Source organism: Cytobacillus sp. IB215316, from assembly GCF_033963865.1.
Lineage (GTDB): Bacteria > Bacillota > Bacilli > Bacillales > SM2101 > Nanhaiella > Nanhaiella sioensis.
Genome location: NZ_JAXBMC010000009.1, coordinates 164148 through 186090 on the forward strand (window position 1 = coordinate 164148; position 21943 = coordinate 186090).

Here is a 21943-nt window from a genome sequence, read left to right on the forward strand (position 1 = left end):
CCACTATTCTTACTTTTGCAGACCCTTTTTGGTAAACATTCTTACAATTTCTACTGAAATAAATTAGCTTTTTATGAATACAAAACAACTATTCATAGGAAAAACATACACTCCGTGAATGCCTATACTTCACTAACAACTTACCTATTAATATAGTTCCTTCGATGATTTTATAAAATTAAATGCATCTTTTAAATGATGGTTTTAGGGAGTTTCTTTTTTTTATCTACATGCCCTTTTTACTACAAAACGATATTGTAAATAAGTTATATTTTACATAACTGACCATTATTTTGTATTCTGTTTTTCTACAAGAAATTGTTGTGCCAAAAAATATGAAGTGACTGTAAATATCTGCGTGTTTATGTTATTTGATAATATTTGATTCCCAAAACTATCGAAATCTACTAATCGAACTTTTATCTCTTCGGTATCATCTAAATCTTGCTTATCCCCTTTAAATGCTTCCAATAATAGATAGATTTTCACTTTATTGTTTTGTGTTCCCGGATTAACCATAAATTCACCTAATAAAATGGGTTCTCTTAAAGAAGTGTAACCTGTTTCCTCCTTAACCTCTCTTATTATCCCTTGCTCGTGTGTTTCATTTCCCTCTCTTCTTCCAGCAGGAACTTCTACAAAAAAATCGTTACCACCATGACGATATTGTTCAACTAATACAAGCTCGTTTTCTTTTGTAATGACTATCGCATTCACCCAATCTGTGTATTCATTTACATAATAATCTTCTATTTCTATGCCATTTGGAAGCTCACAATGATCTCTTCTGATATTACCGAATGGACTTTTATGTATGTACTCCGATTTTAACGTTTTCCATTTCTCCATAATTTCCCTCCTAATTGATATCATTCTACCAAACTATTCATAATTTTAACAAAACCATTTGACAGTTATTGATGTATTAGATCTTTATGTGACTTCTTGTATTGCTTCGAAAACATCTGATTTATTTTTCAAAGCTGTTTTCGCATAGATTGTTGTTTATCATACAAATAAAAAAGTGTATAACTAGATTTGCTGCATCTTTTCTTCTATAAAACGATGAATACTTTGTAAAACGACATCATTACCTTTTAGTTTAAGAACTTTAACAACAAAATTCACGCAAACATTTTTATGGTAAAAAGATCAACTCAAAAAAAGCCTCATTATTTTTTTTACTGTCTTGCAAATATGTTAAATGCTCACTATTCCCCTCCATATATATATCTAAATGCTAGGTTACTTTACTTACAAATAGTTTGACCTTTTCAACTTTTACTTCAGCATACAAAAGAAATTCTTTTTAGATTAAAGAGAAAAAATGTGTTGTCACAGGCTTAAATTAGTCATGATCATTTACAGAGCCAATCAAATAAATAAGCTAAGTTCACTTGAAACCAACGGTATAACTAAAGAAATAAAAAAAGGATATAACAATTGTTATACCCGCTTCTTTATACGTGCTGTCTGTTATTTCCAAAAATCATCAAAAACACTAATAGGCGCATTGCGTTTATGTTTTGTTTTTAACCAATGGGATGTAATTTTTTTCGATGCGTCTTCCGATACTTTTTTTCCTTCTAAGAAATCATCAATTTCATCATATGTGACACCAAGAGCTATTTCATCTGGCAATTGAGGTTTCCCATCTTCTAAATCAGCAGTAGGTGCTTTTAAGTACAATCTTTCTGGACAACCTAAATTTTTCAAAAGCATTTTACCTTGTCTTTTATTTAAGCGGAAGATTGGAACTAAATCACATGCCCCATCGCCATGCTTAGTATAAAACCCTGTCACAGCTTCTGCACTATGGTCTGTACCTAAAACAACACCATTGTGAGTACCAGCAATACTATACTGAACTTTCATTCTCTCTCTTGCCTTTTCATTCCCTTTTAAGAAATCAGAGATTTCAACCCCCGCTTCTTTTAAAGACTCTACACTAGCATCTACCGATGGCTTGATATTAACTGTAAATACCTTTGTTGGTTGAATAAATTCAATTGCCATCTGACAATCATCCTCATCCTTCTGAACACCATAAGGAAGTCTAACAGCAATAAACGAATACTTGCTATCACCACATTCTTCATTTAACTCATTTACGGCAATTTGAGCTAATTTACCAGTCAAAGTAGAATCCTGACCACCTGATAACCCTAAAACTAAAGAATCAATAAAAGGATGTTTCTTTAGGTAGTTCTTGATAAAATCTACACTTGTTCGAATTTCTTCTTGTGGATTAATAATTGGTTGAACCATCATTTCTTTTATAATTTCATTTTGATATTTGTGCATCGAGAACTTCCTCCCTAATTTTTATTAACTATTTATTTAACATGTTTTTATTTGTTCAATTTTTCCTGCATCCCCAGAAATAATCCGAAGGACAAACTTCCAGGAATAAAGCATCCCTGTTGAAAGAACTCTTTTCATTATACCTGCTAAGTATACTATACTCGAACAGCTTTTTTCATAGCCTGAATTCGCCTGTTACTTCATTCTGAGGATTTTTATATTTCTCCCTAAACCCCCATGTCTTTTAGTTCTCTAAAAGTTATAGCCTTAAGGACAACTTTTCTATAAGATTCACCCTAACGATTTTTGGAATCCACCAATTTATTAAGTTGTAAATTTCTTACTGGGATTGGATTCATTTGTTGCACAAGTCTTACCATTATCCACAATGGGATGAAGACTAAGACTATAAATCACATTATAGATAGTAAATTTTCCTAATAACGAAATTATTGTCACTGGGTACCCTGCGCTATCCTATTCTTTTCATATATAGCTTATGTTTTTTAATATACTGATAACAATTTTCTGGCATCAGATACCTCGGCTCTCCCCCCATATTTAATTCATCACGAATATAGGTTGAACTGATTTCCATAGCTAGACCTTTATCAATTAAATGGAATGTGTTGCCGTCATCATTATTTCTTAAAATACCTGACTTTCCAATAGTAGCTAACATATTAATACCATCACGAGCCATTATAATGAAATTAAATTCTGACACCAATTTATCACCGTTAGACCATTTTCCATCCCCTATATCAACCAATAAATCCGCTCCCATGATGAAGAATAATTCATCACCCAGATATTTGTTCTCAAAATGTTTCATCGTCGTATAGGTATCAATTTTCCATGCATCTTGATTCATTTCATAATCATCAAAAATAAATATAGGATTGTTTTCAATTGCCATTTTAACCATTTCTTTGCGATGCTCATCACTAATATTCATTCGCTTATCTTTTCGTTTATTAGAACAAGGTAAGAAAACTACATAATCTAATTTACAACGGTGTGCAACCGTACTTGCAGTCCATAAGTGTACATTGGTCACTGGGTCATACGAAGACCCATAAATTCCGATTCGAGCCATTGCGCACCCTCCTTAAATATAATAGCCAATCAATTCTTCATGTTTTTTGTATGCAGTTCCAAGAGAGAAACCTGTATGTTTAGCAACCTTCACTTATGGGATCAATACATCACATATTTCTTGACTGGTTATTCTCTTCCATCTTCAAAACGTCTAACTTTAACTTATCATATGTATTTACTAAAAAACACACTATTTTGCGTGAATTTGACTCAAAAATTTTATACCTTTTTATTTAACAACAGAACGTATTTTCTTATATAATATAATAATAGGGGTGATTTTATTGAAAGGTCGTGAAAAGGTGAAAGGGGCTCCTTCCTATATGCAACCTGAAGAAATCAAGTTGCTCAAAGATGAGTGGGATGATTATAGCAAGTTACAAAATAAGGATGAAATACAAGATATAAAAAATAAAATTCTAGAAGCTTTAGAATTTAAATCGGAAGTAACTATAACGTATACTAAAAATGGACTTTCTAGACCTTGTGTGGGGCACATCTATTTTGTAGATAAACTCAATAAACATATAATGGTGATAGATAATTTAGAAAATGTTCATAAATTAAAATTTGAGAGTATTATAAATGTACAAAAAAATTAACAGCCCCATATACTTTGCAGGGCTGTTTTTTAATGAAAGTGATGTCATGATGTGATGATTATATTTTGATGTATCTGTATACATGATCGTCTGTGTTTTTTTAACTTTCGCTCAGTGTTTCATTGTTTGAAATACCTTTTCTTTCGCTCACTCCACTACTTTAGTATGCCCAAGGACATAACACATCGATAACTTATGTCATTATGTAGTAACCAATTGAAAAATTAAAAGAGATATACTCTAGAATATTAACGAGTATTGATAAATATATGTGCAATATCACCAAAAAGAATCCTAGTGTTTATTCCTAGCACCATTTCAACTAGTGCTTTCCCTTCAACTTTTCTGTCTTATATGTAATACCACCAAAAGCTAAATCACAAGTTTTAAGATCACTCGTTTTAGCGCTTAGTCACCTCAAATAAATAATAAGTCAGATTCATAGACTATTCCAAAGTAGAATAATCTACACTTGAGTTTTCTTCAATTTCAACTTTTGTACCGACTGAAACCGTCATCAAGATAAATACAAAGAACAGTACAACCGTTCCTACTATTAAACTCAGTATCATTTTTTTCATAATTATATCCCCCAAAAATATGTATTAACCACAGTTATTTTCTTTTTTAAGGCTCTTTTCGTACACTTTATTGCTTTTTTCACTTACATTTGAGTCACTGATATATACGATAGAATATTTTAGTAGTTATTAGAGAAATACTACAGTTATTAATCAACAATACAAAAGGCTACCAAGCTATGCGTGGCAGCCTCTATATTAACTACAAGTATCATCCTAATAGATTACTTACTACCACAAAAACTAATACAAAGGTAGGAATAAATACGGAGTGAAATAACAGCTGTCTTTTCTTTGTCATTTACATTCCCTACTTTCTATTAATATTTCATATATTTATAATTTTAAATCACTTTTAACATAAACACAATTTTATTAGTGTACAATAATCTACAAGATTATTGCGATTAAAAAGAAAGGTGAATATATGAATGGTTGCAACAAATTTTATCTCAAAGGAGGCGAGGTACTTTGAAACCCTTAAACCCTATAGGCGTTATACTAGTTTTAAGTTTAACGTTGCTTTTAATATTTGATTTTTTCCCTAATCTTTCTTTTGCTACAGCTACTTTAAATAATATACTTCTATTGACCATTGTTTTACTTGTATTAATCGCCAATCTATTTAAATCAAATAGCGACTACCGAAGAAACTACTTTACCGTTTTATTAGTCAACACCTACTTTTTATTTTTTATTGCCCTTTTAACTATTTTAGGTGGTGAGTCAAATGTTGGTATATCGTTAGATAGCATATTCATTTGGATATTTTTCTTATACTCTTTTTACAAATGGAGAAAAAGCAAACTTAATAATCACGTCTAATAGTTTATAAATTTTATATAATAAACCCACCATAGCTAATAAGGTGTAAAGGGTGGTTTTTTAATACTTTACATTTACATACGTACGGTACTCAGGAATTACCGGTGCTGCAACACTAGAAAGTACTTGCTTGTCCATCTATGTCCCTATTTTTCAAAAAAGGTGTGCAATTTTTTAATACTCGTTATTGCAAGTGCTGTACAATCTCAAAGTGTACTAGGTCTAGATATTTCTTAATGCTTTATCATTTATAAGTATAAGAGCATGTAATTGGCTATCCTGACATGCTCTTTTTCATCAATACTATTAAGTTATATTACCCCTATTGTAATATCAACTTACATAAGATTTATAAACCTTTTATTTAACACTTAACCAGCAACTCACAGTCGTTTGTTACTCTAAATTTCTGGTTATCGGAGATAAGAAGATAATGAATCGTAATAAAATATTATCTTATAACAACAATTATTGAATTAATTTATTTACCCATCTATCAAACTCTTCTTCCATTTTCTTTTCCCTATTTATATACATATCTATAGAGTTATCATTATAGAAAAAATATATTACATATTGCTGGTCTCCTTCAAAGAACATTACATTACAACCATTATTTCCAAAGGACCACTCTAGGTTTTCAAATGAACCATTTAACAAATCATATATACTCTCGTTATTTGGAGCTTTAAACTTTGCCATTTGCGTCTTCAAATTATCATCTAATTTATTGACCCATTCATCAAATTCTTCTCTCGATTTCACCATACCATCTACAGTCATATATATTGTTTCCTTCTTATAGTTAAAGAATATTATATATTTCTTATCATTCTGTTCCCCTAGAAAGAGCATCATATTATTATCGTCACTTTCAAAGGACCAAGTTTCATTTTCGAATGTATAATTTAATATATTATATACACTCTCTTCATTTTCAGTTTTAAATTTTTTCATTTGCTCCTTCATCTGTTTATCTAATTTTTGCATATCATTATCATTTATCTCATAATCTCTATATACTAGTTTATTTATCCATTCATCAAATTCTTCTCTCGTTTTCTGTTCCCCATCTACATACATATCTATAAATTCTTCTTTAATATCGAAGTATATTATATATTGTTTATCAAGATCATTACCTTCGAACAGAATTACATTATAATCATCACTTACAAAAGTCCAACCTGAATCTTTAATTCTAGTAGTTAATAAATCATATAAACTTATCTTATTAAGAGCTTTAAACTTTGCCATCTGTTCTTTCATCTTTTTAATAAAATTTTCTTCACTTAATATGGGGTTCTCATTTGTATTGCTGTAATCTATTGAATCAGGTGTCGGATTCTCATATAATTTGCTGTAATCTATTGAATCAGATACTTGAAATAATTGAACCTTTTTATCATTTACTGTAATATCATCTTCATGATGTACTAATTTCCCACCAAATAATGACATTGTAAAAATAATAGCAATTTTGATTTTTATCATGAAGTGTAGCCTCCAATTATTTTGTGATTCTTATGATGGCTATATTTTATTAAAACTTTTACAAAAATGGATTACAAAATGGTTACAACGTACTTATTTTGTAATATTATAATGAATTAATGGTACAATCAATGTCCATTTTTTTGAAAACAAAAAAACACTCTCTCTTTGTTTTTTCCTTTTCTTATGTCCACGTTACCAGTTAGTCAACCCACTTTTTCATAAATGCTCTTTTTTTCATAAACTTTGTTGCTATGATTTTATATGTTATTCTTCGTTGTACAGAAGAAAAGATGCCCTGAACGTTAGTTAGTATCGTATTTAGCTCTACTTACGAAAAGCAACAATTAATGAGAAAACAGCCTTAGTAAAATAAAAAACGACTTCAGCTTTGTATTTTCTTGTTATCGGTCACCTTTTCTGCCTCTCAAACAATTAATCATGTTACTTTTGTAATAAACCCCATATAAAAAGCCAGCCTCACAGCTGACTTCTTACACTTATGCATACAACTTTTCCTCTTCTTTTCTAAAAAAACTTTTCATCGCATGGAATACATCAGCTTTTTGCTTTAAAATATAGTATCTGAACTTTTCATCTTTTATATTTTTATAAGCTGACATTAATGTGGAGTGACGGTTATACTGATTCACCTCACCATACCCGAAAATGTTTGATATCTCCATAAGCTCTTTCACGTGCTTAACACATCTGGCGTTATCGGAAGTAAGATTATCTCCATCTGAAAAATGAAATGGATAAATGTTGTATAGAGCCGGGTTATATTTATTATCAATTACTTCAAGTGCTTTACGATAAACCGAAGAACAAATTGTTCCTCCACTTTCTCCTTTCGAAAAGAAATCCTCTTCAGAAACAACTTTTGCTTCTGTATGGTGGGCAATGAATACTAATTCAACTGTTTCATATTTAGTCCTCAAGAAACGAGTCATCCAGAAGAAAAAGCTACGAGCCATATACTTTTCCCAAATTCCCATACTTCCGCTCGTATCCATCATCGCAATGACAACCGCTTTTGATTCATGTTTTATAACTTCATTCCATGTTTTATATTTTATATCTTCTCGATATATAGGATGAAAACTTGGATTACCTTGCATTGCATTTCTTTTATAGGCAGAAAGCATCGTTCTTCTTTTATCAATATTTCCAGTTAGACCCGTCCGTCTTATGTCATTAAATTCTATTTTATCAATAACAATTTCATCTTGATCTTTTTGTTTTAAGTTAGGAAGCTCTAACTCTTTAAATAACGCTTGCTCTAATTCCATTAAAGAAACTTCTGCTTCGTAATAATCCTCTCCCGGCTGATCACCAGCCCCCTGTCCTTTACCTGCACCTTTTTTGGAAGGTGTACCATCACGTGCAATTACATCACCAATTTTACTCTCTCCATCTCCTTGACCAGTATGTTTATTCTTATCATAATTGTATCGAATTTTATATTCATCTAATGAACGAATTGGGATTTTTATTACTTCCCGTCCATTTGACATGACAATACTTTCTTCTGTTATTAAATCTGGCAAATTGTTCCGAATTGCTTCTTGTACTTTTTCTTGATGCCTTTGCTGGTCATCATGTCCTTTACGATGGAGGGACCAATCTTCACGTGAAACCACAAACGATTGCACATTTTTTGCTGACATTGTTAATCCCCCTATTTAATTTTTTAGCAATCTGAAAAATCCATTCACAAAATTGGCATTGCCTGCATAACGTATCATAGTGCTTTTTTTCTCATTATAAAGGTTGGTTACTCTATCATATGCAGTAAGGATGAATTATTGACAAATATTTCAGCTAAATAGGTACATATCTATTAAAATTAGACAAGTCCTGCAAATCGTGTTTGAAGGAAATAAGAGCATAACGTTAATTTAGCTTGCATGCTTATAATTACTGAATGTAAAAGGAGAAGAAAAAATATTTAAACTTGTATAATTTAGCAGGATTAATGAGTTTATCCAAAGAATATATGAATCATTAGAAACTGATTGAATATTCAGTTATTAATAAACATCCAGTTTCTTTATATATATATACATTATATTTAGGGGGGATTAAATGAATGCATTTAAATTACTGGTAACTGACCTTGGAAAGTTAACTAGTAAAAAGGGGATGTTATTATCTGTCATCCTTGTACTTCTCGTTCCTATTGTTTACGTAGCCATCCTACTTTCATCTACTTGGGGACCGTATGATTATATGTCAAATTTACCTGTTGCTGTCGTCAATAAGGACAAAGGTGCCATGTCAGGTGATGAGCTTATTAATATTGGTGAAGAATTAGTCGCTGATATGAAGCAAAGCATGACATTGGGCTTTCACTTTGTAAATAAAGAATCAGCCCAACAAGGCCTAACAAATCAAGATTATTACATGGTTATCGAAATTCCTGAAGATTTCTCTCAAAAAATTACAACAGTACTAACTGAGAGCCCTAAGATACCTGAACTCCGTTATTACCAAAATGAAGGCTTGAACTTTACAGCTGCACAAGTAACAAGTGGAGCTACAGAAAAAATCCGGGAGCAACTCGGAAATAAAATAACCGAAATTTATACACAAAGTCTTTTTGCGCAGCTTGGTGAAATTTCAAGTGGTTTTGAATCTGCTGCAGAAGGCTCAGATCAATTATACTCTGGTTCAATAGAATTACGTGAAGGAACAGGGTCAATACTATCTGCTCTACAACAAAAGGCTCCAGAAATTAATGCACTAGCTGCTGGTTCACAAGAACTTGAAGCAGGTACACAAGAATTGTTAACATCATTAATTTCAAAACAAGGAAGTATTGAGGAATTAGCTAGTGGATCAAAGGACCTTGAAGCCGCAATTGGATTATTACTAACTACAATTCAACAAGGCTCCGGACAGATCGATGTATTAGCTGAGGGTGGAGAAAAGTTAGCAAATGGTAGTCAAGAACTTGCAGAATATACTCCTCAAATCCTCCAAGGATTAAATGATGCATATAATGGAAGTGTGAGTTTAAATAGTGGTATGGAACTACTTGCACCAGGAAGTCAAGAAGTCGCTAATGGTATTAATGGTATTATTACAGGAACTAATGATTTAGCAGAAAATATGCAAACTCTACTTACTCTCCTAGAAGCTTACAATGCCACTCATAATCTTAATTCTGATGAAAACTTCACCACTATACTAGCACTAAGTAACGGAATATCAGCAGGCGTTAATCAATTGATGAATGACACCCAAACTAAGCTGAAGCCTGGAGCTGATCTAGTTGCTCAAGGACTAGACGAAGCTGCACCAAGTGTAAAACAATTAGAGGCAGGGCTTGGTGAATTAATCATTGGTCAAGAAGCTGTAAATAATGGTGTTTTAGAATTAGATACAGGAGCTAAACAAATTGCTGATGGAACAGCTATTGTAAGTTCATCTTGGAACTCAATAATAAATAACTTATCTTCTATCCATAGTGGGGCTTCAATGGTTAGGATAGGCAACAATGATGTAAATACTGGATGGAAAACACTAACAGAAGGTACAACTATCATAAATAGTAATATGCAACTACTTAATGAAGGTAATCAAAGCGTACAATCAGGTTGGGGAGATTTAACAAATGGTGTATTACAATTAGATGCGGGTGCTGGCCAAATTGAAGAGGGCAGCATGGAGCTAGCGCTAGGGCTTGAAGAAGGTGCTCAACAAACGACTAGCATCAATGCTTCGGATAAAAATATTGCAATGTTTTCATCACCTGTCCAACTTGTTGAAGAGAAAGTAAGCGGTTTCGAATACTATCGTGATTCTACTGCTCCATATATCATTTCTCTTGCGCTTTTTGTAGGTATCTTAATGATGTCTTTCATTATAGACTTTAAAAAGCCATCTGAACCAGAGCTATCAACTTCAGCTATAAGCTTGTTTGCTAGTAAATTTATGACGTTGACATTATTTTCAGTAGTCCAGGGATTATTAGTTTCCGTCGTTACGATACTATTCTTACAGCTTAATGTAGCAAACGTTGTCTCATTCATACTATTTACTATCTCCGTTAGTTTAACATTCATGACGATTATCTTCTTCCTTGTATCTCTTGCTGGAAATGTTGGACGTTTCTTAGCCTTTGTATTTATCGTTCTTCAGTTATCGATAACTGGCGCTAACCTACCTATTGATATGTTACCAGAGAATTTACGAAACTTGAGTGAATTCCTCCCATTAACATATACAAATGCTGGATTCAAGGCAATTATTTCACTTAATGATACTGGCTTCATGTGGTCAAATACTTCAGTTTTACTCATTTACTTTGTGATTTTCTCAATGCTTGCATTAAGTACATTTTTATTTGGTACAAAAAAGCTTGCGCATGATCAAAGTTTGTCTGCGTAAATAAAAAGGTGAAATGATAAAATGATGTAATAACTTTAAGATTTGGGTCTAGACACTCAAATCTTAAAGTTTTTTATTTGGACAGTAATTTGATAAAATGGGAGATTAATTAACCCATGGTGGCCACATATGTATTATCCATCATTTTAACAACATGAAAAGATCCACGAACGCTAGTTGTATTACGTGCTTATATTTCAGTATGACGAAAACAGCATTAATAAAACAGAAGACAATTGAAGTGAATTTCTGTTCACAAAATTAATTTTTTATTTCATAATAATATTTTTAATAATAATTTTGTTATTTATAAAATTATTTGTCAAATTTTCAAAGATAATCAAAATAACTAGAAACTTATACTTACTAATTTTTGAACATTTTATGACATTTTATTTAATTCCAAGACTAAGTACCTATTAGTTATGTATAATTTTCCATTGGTGTGTAGATACAAGAAAGAAGGGGTCAAGATAAGACAGTTAGTTGAAGAAATAGAATTTATCGAGGGTGTCGTACGTGCTATTTTAGTTTGTGACACAACTCAAGATCATTGGCTTTTAGAACACAAAAAAGAATTTCATTATGTAGCTACTTCTAACCATTCAATAATAAAGGAACTCGTTAATAAAAGTGACTATGTTCCTGTTTGCATCATAGATTCTAAAATAATTGCAGACCTAAACTCCTATGGAAAAAGTTCTATGTTAACAATAGACTGGTGCTTAGAAAGGGTCAAGTTTCTGCTTCAAACAGGTAAGAGATTATCAAAGCAAGTGTACAATTATTAGCTTCAAAAGGTTTGATAATTATATCGTACGTATAGAGTAGATCATTCCATTTTTAAAATAGAGAGTGGTAGGGTAAACCCCCTCTCACCTTTTTATGATTATCCAGTAGCAAAATCCACCGCAAAACATCCAGCAATGAATCTATTACAATTACTTCAATTATTAAGCAGACTACGAACTCGTTCATATAACCTTAAATACAATCAATTTCATCTGATTTATTGATTAGGGCGCTAACCCACTACATCTAGCTTTAAACAAGCAGCCAGGCCGCTTGGTTAAGATGTTATTACAATACTGCTATGTTATTTTCATTGATGTATTTGTATCATTCATAATTAACGGTTATCTAACCATCCTTAAGGTCTAACCATATCATTTCTACTATGGAGATAATCGTTAACTACGTTTCTCATTAATTTTGTTTGAAAGGAATTTCTAGCGGACTCTTGTTAGTAAACTTGCTTTCACCTTGACTTTGTTATAAAGAAGTTCAATATATAACATCCAGTAAATTTATGATAGTCAGTGGTGATATTGATCCATTCAAAATCATAAGTAAACAAGTAGTAATTCAGTTATGCTATTAATATTTATGACCAGGTTAGATAAAATGTTTCTGGAGTAGTACTAGGAAAATATACTTTACAAGGTAATGATTGTGTTTTCATCCACCAATTTTACATGTACATATTAACTTATTATTTACTATAATTTAGATAAGAAGATGGATTGGTAAGCCACCTTCCTAAAAACATGTCAAAATTTATGTCCAGAACATTTCTGATTTCATACACCCTAAGTACAGTTTGTCATCTCCCTGACGAAACTGCACTTAGGCTTACATACCTTCAAGTTCCCCTTACTATGCGATATTCATATTTTTTTCTCTTCATATCATTTTTTCCTCTTTGTGAATACCATTGTCTACCTAAACGCATGGATTTTTTATTTTGGTCAATTATCTATTTAACAAGCTGCCAACATATCGCAGTAATTCATTTGCTGATGTAGAATTATAGCCATGTTCATCAACTAATCTTGCAACAACTTCGTTAATCTTCTTCAATTGTAGTTCATCTGGTGTTTTCGTTGATGTTGTTATTTTAACTACATCTTTTAAGTCTGCAAATAATTTCTTCTGTATAGCTTCACGTAAACGTTCATGAGATTTATACTCAAATCTTTTCCCCTTACGAGCATAGGCAGAAATTCGAATGAGAATTTCTTCTCTAAACGCTTTTTTTGCATTTTCTGAAATACCAATTTGCTCTTCAATTGAACGCATTAGCTTTTCATCCGGATTCATTTCTTCACCCGTTAATGGGTCTCGAAGTTTATTTTTATTACAATATGCTTCAACATTATCTAAATAATTATCCATCAGCGTCTTAGCTGATTCCTCATATGAGTAAACAAAGGCTTTTTGTACTTCTTTTTTGGCTATTTCGTCATATTCTTTCCGAGCAATAGAGATATAATTTAAAAACTTCTCACGTTCTTCGCTTGATATCGATGGATGCTGATCTAAACCTTCTTTTAAGGACCTAAGAACATCCAATGCATTAATAGCTGGCACTTCTTTTCTAATAATTGTTGATGATATTCGATTGATTACATACCTCGGATCAATCCCACTCATTCCTTCATCTGGATACTCTTTCTTCAATTCTTCCACGTCAATAGGGTTAAAGCCTTCCACTGATTCTCCATCATACAACCGCATTTTTTTAACTAAATCAATATCATTTTTTTTCGGGTCCTTAAGCCTTGTTAAGATTGTAAACATGGCAGCTACACGTAAAGTATGTGGTGCAATATGAACGTTAGCAACATCACTTTCTCTAATCATTTTTGTATAAATATGTTCTTCCTCAGAAACCTTTAAATTGTATGGTACAGGCATAACAATAATACGAGAATGTAAGGCTTCGTTTTTCTTATTAGAAATAAATGACCTATATTCAGTTTCGTTTGTATGTGCAACAATTAATTCATCTGCACTTATTAGTGCAAAACGACCAGCCTTGAAGTTTCCTTCTTGTGTAAGAGATAATAAATGCCATAAAAATTTCTCATCACACTTCAGCATCTCTTGAAACTCCATCATTCCTCTATTTGCTTTATTTAACTCTCCATCAAACCTATATGCCCGAGGATCTGATTCTGAGCCAAATTCAGCTATTGTTGAAAAATCAATACTTCCAGTTAAATCAGCTATATCTTGTGATTTCGGATCAGAAGGACTAAATGTTCCAATACCAGTACGCTTATCTTCAGAAAAGAATATTCGTTCCACTAATACATTTTCAATTTGCCCACCGTATTCTTCTTCCAATCTCATCATATTAAGGGGTGATAAGTTCCCTTCCACTCTAATTCCATATTCATCAAAAAAATCTTCTCTAAGATGATGCGGAATCAGGTGTAAGGGGTCTTCATGCATCGGGCACCCTTTAATTGCATATATTGCCCCTCGGTCAGTATGAGAATATGCTTCAAGCCCTCTTTTCAAAATGGTTACTAATGTTGATTTGCCTCCACTTACAGGACCCATTAATAATAATATACGTTTACGGACATCTAGACGTTTTGCTGAAGGATGAAAATACTCTTCTACTAGTCTCTCCAATGCTTCTTCTAAACCGAATAGTTTATGACTAAAAAATCTATAATGTTTACTTCCATTTACATCTTCTATTCCTGCATCTTTAATCATATTGTACACTCTAGAGTGAGCAGATTGTGCTACATATGGTTTTTCTTTTAAAATATCTAAATAATCCGCGAAGGTACCTTCCCATTTTAGCCGCTGTTCTTCCTCTCTGTACGTTTCAATTTTCTTTAAAATATCCATAAAGGACCTCCTCAAAATTTCATGTACCATGATTAATATACTGTATGCGAGGATAACCTATAGCATGATTAATTAACGATAATTAGGCTAATATATCAGTAAGAAGTCCTCTATAAAGCATTTTATAAATTGGAGTGATTAATCATACTTTTCATTCACACTTCTTGTCTGATAAGTTATAATAAAAATATCGTAAGTTTATAGGCACATTTATAGTACTGAAGGAGGATATACCAATGCGTTTAGTTCTAATTTTACTTGTCATGGTTGCTTTTTTATCAGCAATATTTACATCGGGGTACGACGATAAACCAGGTGCTAAAAATTAATTTTTTTGAAAGAACATTTTATAATACTTTTCAAGTTTAATTAAAAGGCTCTTTTCGTAAACTTAGTTACTGCTTTCAATTAACTGGAACAGCTAGGTATTTTAGAAAAGATACGATCGAATGTTATATGTTTACGCACTAAAGTCTTTGTTCGTAATAGCAGCCAATTAAAAAAAGACCTCCACAACATAGCTGTGAAGGTCTTTTTTGTTTGTCACGATAATCCAGGATAATTTTGTTGTCGTAATGCCTCATAAACAAGAATAGCTGCAGTATTTGATAAGTTTAATGAACGAACATGATCATTCATTGGTAGACGGAGACAATTCTCCATATTGTTTTTAATAATTTCATCTGGCAAACCATTTGTTTCACGACCAAAAACGAAAAAATGATCAGTTTTTTGATCACTATAATCAAATTGTGTATGCGGCTTTTGTCCAAATTTCGTTATGAAATAAAAACGTCCATTTTCATGTTTATCAAAGAGTTCCTGCAATGAATCGTAATAATAGATACTAACAAATTTCCAATAATCTAGTCCAGCCCTTCGAAGCATTTTATCATCAGTAGAAAATCCAAGCGGACGGATTAAATGTAACGTCGTATCAGTTGCTGCACATGTACGAGCAATATTTCCTGTATTAGCTGGAATTTCTGGTTGAAATAGTACAACATGTATTCCCAAAATAATCTCACCTCAAACATAAAATTCTATTATATTATATCAAAATTTCTATAAGACCGTATTCATAAAGAACAAAGAAACACAAGCAATTTTATTTCAAAGCCTAAGTATAACTATTTGCATTCAGATACAAAAATATAACTTGTATGCTCGACTACAACCATTGCAAGTAATCCTAATAAATATTTTACTACAACATAAGATCAAGATGGTATCAACATTATTTTTCAGTTATTTTCCCTACTAATGAAACAAGCTAAATGGATTAATTATCGTCAATAATGTGAAAGAATTTATAGTTAATATTTGGCGTATATGCTGTTGAATCCTCGTATGACCAGTATCTCATTCTACTATTTTCAGTATGAGCATTGACCAAAGGATAATTTTCCTTATCTTTTGCTACAACTATCGTTGTATGGTCAAAACGACCATCTCCTTCAAAATCGTAGCATATGATGTCTCCTTGTGATAAAGCCTTTGCAGATTCAACTTCAACTGCTCGTAATCCAACATTTGCACCGGATAAATACCATCTTAATGAATGTGCTACAGACCAACTATAACTCCAATTATTCCCTACCATCCACCAACCGCCTGATCGATTAGGATATCCCACTAACGGAGCCCCACCAGCATGCATACATTGTGAAACATAATTTGTACAATCTACTTCAAATGTTTTGTATTTTACATTATAGCTGTTCCACCAATTCTCAGCATATTTAACAGCTTCAAGTCGATCATACTTAAACGACTTCCTAGTTGCTTCAGGTTGATTTCTATCTAAAGGCACATGTTCTTGCTTACTTACATATTGTTTATCTTCACAATCATTAATAAGTTCATTTAAGAGAAATGAAGCAGCACGGTGTTCACAAATTTCTTCAATGTAAAAGAAATCATCCTGTTTCATCAAAGACCGATAATGTAAAACATAGCTTATTGTCGTGCTACCTGCTACTTGTTTTTTCCCAAGTATTTTTCCTTTAACATTACATTTTAACATTTCTACTGAACGCCGCTCACAAAGGTCTTGTTTTCTTTTTATAGCCTGTTGCTCATGTTCACTCACAACATCGAGGTTCAAGTTGCGTTTATTTACATAGCTATCTATTCTTTCTTTGATTAATACATGAATGCTCTGTTTCACATAATCACCACCTATATGCTTTCATTACTAGAATATGTGGTGAAGTTTAAAATATTAGCTAGATATAACAAAAAGTGCAAGAACAAACCATTATCCAATTGAATTGATTACTTGTTCATATTCAATTAAAACGTCTGGATCTGTTTCTTTATCCTTAGCTTCAGACAGCAATAACAAGCTATCGTGTTCAGCAATTTTACCCAAAGCCCAAACAGCCGTACCTCGTATAACAGGACGCGGATCATCAGTAGCTAGCCTTACCAAATCAGGTATTGCAGTTTCGTCTTTAAAATGTGCAAGTGCTATGATAGCATTTCGTTGAATTGGCTTCTTTCCTCTCCAAGATCCAGAAACGTGCCCAAACTTTTCCTTAAACTCTCTATTACTCATATTTAATAATGGCTTTAATAACGGTTTTGCAATTTCTGGATCAGGTTCCATTTCAGCATGGACATGAAAATCCTTCCCTTTATTTTCTGGACATACCATTTGGCAAGTATCACAACCATATAAACGGTTGCCAATCTTCACACGATACTCTTCAGCTAAAAATCCTTTTGTTTGGGTTAAGAAAGCAATACATTTCGATGAATCCAGCTGACCACCTTGAACTAATGCTCCGGTCGGACATGCATCTACACACTTATTACAAGATCCACAGCGCTCTTCTATTGGTTGATCCGGATGAAACGGTATATTTGTTATTATTTCACCTAAATATACAAATGAACCAAATTCAGGTGTAATAATTGCGCAATTCTTTCCACTCCAACCAATACCCGCACGCTCAGCCACTGCACGATCAGATAACTCACCGGTATCTACCATTGAGGTACACTCTACATATGGTACTCTTTCCTTAATAAATTCTTCTATCTTTAATAAACGGTCTCTTAAAATATGGTGATAATCTGTCCCCCACGAAGCTCTGCAAAATATCCCTCTACGCTCCATTTTAGTGTTTCTAGGTGTCTTTTTCATCTTTGAAGGGTAGGCCAATGCAATTGAAATGATCGATTTAGCCTTCGGTAATAATAAATGAGGGTTAGTTCTTTTTTCAATGTCACTTTCTTCAAATCCCGATTGGAATCCAAGCGCTTGCTGCTCATATAACCGATCCTTTAAATGTGAAAAAACGTTTGTACTTGCAAAACCAATTTTGTCTATTCCTATCTTGTGTGCATATTGTATAACTTCTTCTTTTAAAACTTGGATATCCATACCAAATACCTCCTTTTTATTTTCTAGTATTTATATGTTTTCCAAATAACATCTTTATCAAATAATAGTAGCTCATTTTTTTATAAGAATCACATTATTTTAATATAAAATAAAAACGCAATGCTTCGTTTTCTTTAAACGAAACACTGCGTTGTGATCATATGTATTGGAGCGGGTGATGAGAATCGAACTCACGACATCAGCTTGGAAGGCTGAGGTTTTACCACTAAACTACACCCGCATATAAAGTTTTTCCATCCGCTAAATGTCCGTTGTGTAAGACTCATTAACTGGGACAGATATTATCTTATCAGCTTATGTCGAATTATGCAATAGTTTATTCGAAAAAAGTTATAATTTATTTTCGTCCATTTTTACCCATTAGGCAACTCTCTAAAAAACCACATACCTTTTCACATCATATTTGTCCACTACAATATCCAATCCTTCGTCTGAATAAGTCCTTTAATATTAAGAACCCCTTGCTATTAATCCTATGCATCAACATCACTCAAATAGAATACTCTCACTTTGAAATAACAATGTTAACTCTGTGTTAAATATGAGTATTTAGCCTCTTTTCGTGGTGAACAGACAGTTTATCTGCTCAATTAAGAATGGACTATTTCAATTATCACATCAAAACTTTCAGCATACACTGGAACATATGATTAAAAGGAGGTACGTACGATGGTATTGGCTTATGTAGCAAATAGAGGTGCAAACGATAATATATCTGTCATTGATACGAGAATGCACACCGTAATTGCAACGATATCAGTTGGTGATACACCAAACTTTATCGCATTTACACCAGATGGACAAATTGCTTACGTCACAAATACGGGAGATAATAGCGTAGCGGTAATCGATGTTAAGACCCATTCTGTTATCACAACTATAGATGTAGGATTGTCTCCATTAGGAATAGCGATTACAGCAGATGGAAAGATTGCTTATGTCGCAAACAGTGATAATACTAGTGAAACTGTATCAGTCATTGATACGAAAACTCATTCTGTTATCACAACGGTTACTGTCGGACAAGAACCACAAAATTTAGCTATTTCACCTGATGATAAGACTGCGTATATTACAAACTTTAGCTCCAACAGTGTTTCAGTTATCGATATAAATACGCATTCGATTATTGCAACAGTGAATGTTGACGGAAGTCCAGAAGATGTCAAGTTTACTCCAGATGGCAAACTTGCTTATGTAACTAATAACAACGGGAATGAACTCTCAACAGCTTCAGTCATCGATACGAAAACTTATTCAGTTATTGCCACTATTCCAGTAGGAATTAGACCTTTTGTATTAGCTATTGATCCCAACGGAAAACTTGCTTACATCGCAAACTTCAACTCAGAAAGCGTATCGGTTATAGATACGAAAACTCATTCAGTCATTGCAACAATAACCGTAGAACGTAATCCAGGATCATTAGCAGTTACGCCAGACGGGAAACTTCTTTATGTGACGAGCGGAAATTCTAATAATGTGTCAGTTATAGATACAAAAACTCATTCGGTAATTGCTAGTGTTCCCGTCTTAAGTACTTCATATTTAGTAAGGTTTACACCAGATGGAAAATTCGCCTATATAAATGCAGGTCAAATAAAAGTCGTTGATGTAAAAACACACTCAGTTATTGCTACTGTTCCAACAATTGGTACTATAACTGATATAGCATTCACACCGACTTAACAAACGATATATAAATACTCGTAAAAATACTCGTAATCTGAATAACATCCCCATCTCAATTATCAATTTCTAAACTGTGGTTAAATCGTTTATATTAATTATGTGTTAGCGTGTTAGTGTCTTTAATAATCCCACTGTACCATCAAATCAAGGAAGTCAGAAGGTATCGCCCCCTAAGTCTTACAAAAACGAAAGTAATATAAAGCCCCCTATGCGTAAGACCGTTAGTACCGAGATCATTACAATGAAACATAAAAAGACGATGAACTCAGTAAGAGTCATCGTCTGAATGTATGTATATTAACGTTCTTTTACAATACCGGTGGTCGGGGTCGAACCGACACTCCCGAAGGAACACGATTTTGAGTCGTGCGCGTCTGCCAATTCCGCCACACCGGCAAATACTACTATAATATAAATGGTGCCGAGGGCCGGACTTGAACCGGCACGGTAGTCACCTACCGCAGGATTTTAAGTCCTGTGTGTCTGCCAATTCCACCACCCCGGCGACTGGGTGAAAAAGGCGGCAACCGGATTTGAACCGGTGATAAAGGTTTTGCAGACCTCTGCCTTACCACTTGGCTATGCCGCCAAACTTGGAGCGGAAGACGGGATTCGAACCCGCGACCCCCACCTTGGCAAGGTGGTGTTCTACCACTGAACTACTTCCGCAAATGGCTGGGCTAGCTGGATTCGAACCAGCGCATGACGGAGTCAAAGTCCGTTGCCTTACCGCTTGGCTATAGCCCAATAAAGAACCTTCTACTATAAAATATATGCACTATTTAAAAATATGTTCATTTTAAATGGGGCGACTGATGGGAATCGAACCCACGAATGTCGGAGCCACAATCCGATGCGTTAACCACTTCGCCACAGCCGCCATAAATAAATAAATGGCAGGGGCAGTAGGAATCGAACCCACACTGGAGGTTTTGGAGACCTCTGTTCTACCGTTAAACTATGCCCCTATAATTATGAATGGTGGAGGGGGACGGATTCGAACCGCCGAACCCTCAGGGAGCGGATTTACAGTCCGCCGCGTTTAGCCACTTCGCTACCCCTCCATATGTTTATAGATGGTGCCGGCGAGAGGACTTGAACCCCCAACCTACTGATTACAAGTCAGTTGCTCTACCAGTTGAGCTACACCGGCTTAGTTCTTTTGTATAGCATATATCTTACAAATGGTGGCTCGGGACGGAATCGAACCGCCGACACAAGGATTTTCAGTCCTTTGCTCTACCGACTGAGCTACCGAGCCAAACAATAATAAAATTAAACTTTCTAAATAGATATAACACTTTGCTCGTCGCATCTCTTTGCAAGACATTGCTCCTCGCAGAACTACATTGAAGTATCTCAAGATGTTTACGTTCTGCTCTACCGACTGAGCTACAGAGCCAATTTTTTTAACAATGGCGGTCCCGACGGGAATCGAACCCGCGATCTCCTGCGTGACAGGCAGGCATGTTAACCGCTACACCACGGGACCACATTTATTCATTGGTTGCGGGGACAGGATTTGAACCTGCGACCTTCGGGTTATGAGCCCGACGAGCTACCAGACTGCTCCACCCCGCGATAATGGGAAGTTAATTAATTTTTCTATGCGCATTGTTTGCGCCTCCGTCCCGATTTTTTCAAGCTTATTCTTAATGCTTATCAATCGGTACGCTGTTGCTACCTCAAGGAAGAGAATTCGATCGTGCTCCACCCCGCGATAATATAAATTTTAGATGTTTTTTATGGTGGAGGATGACGGGATCGAACCGCCGACCCCTTGCTTGTAAGGCAAGTGCTCTCCCAGCTGAGCTAATCCTCCGTGGTGACCCGTACGGGATTCGAACCCGTGTTACCGCCGTGAAAGGGCGGTGTCTTAACCACTTGAC

At 33.9% G+C, this 21943-nt stretch carries 13 protein-coding genes and 14 tRNA genes; 3 read left to right on the forward strand and 24 right to left on the reverse strand.

The window, feature by feature from the left end:
• Positions 1-288: 288 nt before the first annotated feature.
• The 3 genes from SLH48_RS15040 to nadD all read right to left on the reverse strand — a co-directional run bounded on the left by SLH48_RS15040 (position 289) and on the right by nadD (position 3403).
• Positions 289-849 (reverse strand): NUDIX hydrolase, encoded by a 561-nt coding sequence (locus SLH48_RS15040; protein ID WP_320258838.1) that lies wholly within the window; start codon positions 847-849, stop codon positions 289-291.
• Positions 850-1476: 627 nt separating this feature from the next.
• Positions 1477-2304, reverse strand: a complete 828-nt coding sequence (gene nadE, locus SLH48_RS15045; RefSeq protein ID WP_320258839.1) for an ammonia-dependent NAD(+) synthetase — start codon at positions 2302-2304, stop codon at positions 1477-1479.
• Positions 2305-2776: 472 nt separating this feature from the next.
• A complete protein-coding gene (gene nadD, locus SLH48_RS15050) occupies positions 2777-3403 on the reverse strand; it encodes a nicotinate (nicotinamide) nucleotide adenylyltransferase (protein WP_320258840.1) in 627 nt (208 codons plus the stop codon).
• A gap of 286 nt (positions 3404-3689) precedes the next feature.
• On the opposite strand from nadD, the gene SLH48_RS15055 reads away from it, so the two are divergent.
• Entirely contained in the window at positions 3690-4007 is a 318-nt protein-coding gene (locus SLH48_RS15055; protein WP_320258841.1) for a YolD-like family protein, read from the forward strand.
• 446 nt (positions 4008-4453) lie between these two features.
• Here the strand turns inward: SLH48_RS15055 and SLH48_RS15060 are convergent, their stop codons facing one another.
• The 3 genes from SLH48_RS15060 to yhbH form a co-directional block, all read right to left on the reverse strand.
• The gene (locus SLH48_RS15060) at positions 4454-4588 is read right to left on the reverse strand and encodes a hypothetical protein (RefSeq protein WP_284730493.1); all 135 of its coding nucleotides are present in this window, start codon (positions 4586-4588) and stop codon (positions 4454-4456) included.
• Between the two features lie 1293 nt (positions 4589-5881).
• Positions 5882-6907 (reverse strand): hypothetical protein, encoded by a 1026-nt coding sequence (locus SLH48_RS15065; protein ID WP_320258842.1) that lies wholly within the window; start codon positions 6905-6907, stop codon positions 5882-5884.
• A 500-nt stretch (positions 6908-7407) separates the two neighbouring features.
• On the reverse strand, positions 7408-8577 hold the full coding sequence (yhbH, locus tag SLH48_RS15070) for a sporulation protein YhbH (RefSeq protein ID WP_320258843.1): 1170 nt from the start codon (positions 8575-8577) through the stop codon (positions 7408-7410).
• A gap of 418 nt (positions 8578-8995) precedes the next feature.
• Between yhbH and SLH48_RS15075 the strand changes: the two genes are divergently transcribed.
• Positions 8996-11302, forward strand: coding sequence for a YhgE/Pip domain-containing protein (locus tag SLH48_RS15075; RefSeq protein ID WP_320258844.1), 2307 nt, complete (start codon positions 8996-8998; stop codon positions 11300-11302).
• Between the two features lie 1752 nt (positions 11303-13054).
• Here SLH48_RS15075 and SLH48_RS15080 read toward each other — a convergent pair.
• The 5 genes from SLH48_RS15080 to SLH48_RS15100 all read right to left on the reverse strand — a co-directional run bounded on the left by SLH48_RS15080 (position 13055) and on the right by SLH48_RS15100 (position 18582).
• On the reverse strand, positions 13055-14950 hold the full coding sequence (locus tag SLH48_RS15080; protein WP_320258845.1) for a PrkA family serine protein kinase: 1896 nt from the start codon (positions 14948-14950) through the stop codon (positions 13055-13057).
• Positions 14951-15493: 543 nt separating this feature from the next.
• Complete coding sequence (gene trmL, locus SLH48_RS15085; protein WP_320258846.1) at positions 15494-15967, reverse strand: tRNA (uridine(34)/cytosine(34)/5-carboxymethylaminomethyluridine(34)-2'-O)-methyltransferase TrmL; 474 nt, start codon at positions 15965-15967, stop codon at positions 15494-15496.
• Between the two features lie 265 nt (positions 15968-16232).
• Positions 16233-17120: an amidase domain-containing protein gene (locus SLH48_RS15090; protein ID WP_320258847.1), complete on the reverse strand. Its 888-nt coding sequence runs from the start codon at positions 17118-17120 to the stop codon at positions 16233-16235.
• Between the two features lie 90 nt (positions 17121-17210).
• Entirely contained in the window at positions 17211-18341 is a 1131-nt protein-coding gene (gene queG / locus SLH48_RS15095) for a tRNA epoxyqueuosine(34) reductase QueG (protein WP_320258848.1), read from the reverse strand.
• Positions 18342-18508: 167 nt separating this feature from the next.
• Positions 18509-18582: transfer RNA gene (locus tag SLH48_RS15100), tRNA-Gly, on the reverse strand.
• Positions 18583-19031: 449 nt separating this feature from the next.
• Between SLH48_RS15100 and SLH48_RS15105 the strand changes: the two genes are divergently transcribed.
• Positions 19032-20051, forward strand: coding sequence for a beta-propeller fold lactonase family protein (locus SLH48_RS15105; protein ID WP_320258849.1), 1020 nt, complete (start codon positions 19032-19034; stop codon positions 20049-20051).
• Positions 20052-20368: 317 nt separating this feature from the next.
• Here the strand turns inward: SLH48_RS15105 and SLH48_RS15110 are convergent.
• From SLH48_RS15110 to SLH48_RS15170, 13 genes are all read right to left on the reverse strand, one after another.
• Positions 20369-20450 (reverse strand) — tRNA-Leu (locus tag SLH48_RS15110).
• A 20-nt stretch (positions 20451-20470) separates the two neighbouring features.
• Positions 20471-20559: transfer RNA gene (locus SLH48_RS15115), tRNA-Leu, on the reverse strand.
• Between the two features lie 13 nt (positions 20560-20572).
• A tRNA-Cys gene (locus SLH48_RS15120) sits at positions 20573-20643 on the reverse strand.
• A gap of 5 nt (positions 20644-20648) precedes the next feature.
• Positions 20649-20723, reverse strand: a tRNA-Gly gene (locus SLH48_RS15125).
• A 3-nt stretch (positions 20724-20726) separates the two neighbouring features.
• Positions 20727-20801 (reverse strand) — tRNA-Gln (locus SLH48_RS15130).
• 57 nt (positions 20802-20858) lie between these two features.
• Positions 20859-20934 (reverse strand) — tRNA-His (locus SLH48_RS15135).
• A 14-nt stretch (positions 20935-20948) separates the two neighbouring features.
• Positions 20949-21022: transfer RNA gene (locus SLH48_RS15140), tRNA-Trp, on the reverse strand.
• An 11-nt stretch (positions 21023-21033) separates the two neighbouring features.
• Positions 21034-21118: transfer RNA gene (locus SLH48_RS15145), tRNA-Tyr, on the reverse strand.
• Positions 21119-21131: 13 nt separating this feature from the next.
• Positions 21132-21207: transfer RNA gene (locus SLH48_RS15150), tRNA-Thr, on the reverse strand.
• A gap of 32 nt (positions 21208-21239) precedes the next feature.
• Positions 21240-21315, reverse strand: a tRNA-Phe gene (locus tag SLH48_RS15155).
• Positions 21316-21470: 155 nt separating this feature from the next.
• Positions 21471-21546 (reverse strand) — tRNA-Asp (locus tag SLH48_RS15160).
• Positions 21547-21558: 12 nt separating this feature from the next.
• A tRNA-Met gene (locus tag SLH48_RS15165) sits at positions 21559-21635 on the reverse strand.
• Positions 21636-21800: 165 nt separating this feature from the next.
• Positions 21801-21876, reverse strand: a tRNA-Val gene (locus tag SLH48_RS15170).
• Positions 21877-21943 lie beyond the last annotated feature (67 nt).

Excerpts from the sequence above, each read along its gene's own strand:
- SLH48_RS15040 (WP_320258838.1), bottom strand. The coding sequence starts at position 849 with ATGGAGAAATGGAAAACGTTAAAATCGGAGTACATACATAAAAGTCCA.
- nadE (WP_320258839.1), bottom strand. The coding sequence starts at position 2,304 with ATGCACAAATATCAAAATGAAATTATAAAAGAAATGATGGTTCAACCA.
- nadD (WP_320258840.1), bottom strand. The coding sequence starts at position 3,403 with ATGGCTCGAATCGGAATTTATGGGTCTTCGTATGACCCAGTGACCAAT.
- SLH48_RS15060 (WP_284730493.1), bottom strand. The coding sequence starts at position 4,588 with ATGAAAAAAATGATACTGAGTTTAATAGTAGGAACGGTTGTACTGTTC.
- SLH48_RS15065 (WP_320258842.1), bottom strand. The coding sequence starts at position 6,907 with ATGATAAAAATCAAAATTGCTATTATTTTTACAATGTCATTATTTGGT.
- yhbH (WP_320258843.1), bottom strand. The coding sequence starts at position 8,577 with ATGTCAGCAAAAAATGTGCAATCGTTTGTGGTTTCACGTGAAGATTGG.
- SLH48_RS15075 (WP_320258844.1), top strand. The coding sequence starts at position 8,996 with ATGAATGCATTTAAATTACTGGTAACTGACCTTGGAAAGTTAACTAGT.
- SLH48_RS15080 (WP_320258845.1), bottom strand. The coding sequence starts at position 14,950 with ATGGATATTTTAAAGAAAATTGAAACGTACAGAGAGGAAGAACAGCGG.
- queG (WP_320258848.1), bottom strand. The coding sequence starts at position 18,341 with ATGGATATCCAAGTTTTAAAAGAAGAAGTTATACAATATGCACACAAG.
- SLH48_RS15105 (WP_320258849.1), top strand. The coding sequence starts at position 19,032 with ATGGTATTGGCTTATGTAGCAAATAGAGGTGCAAACGATAATATATCT.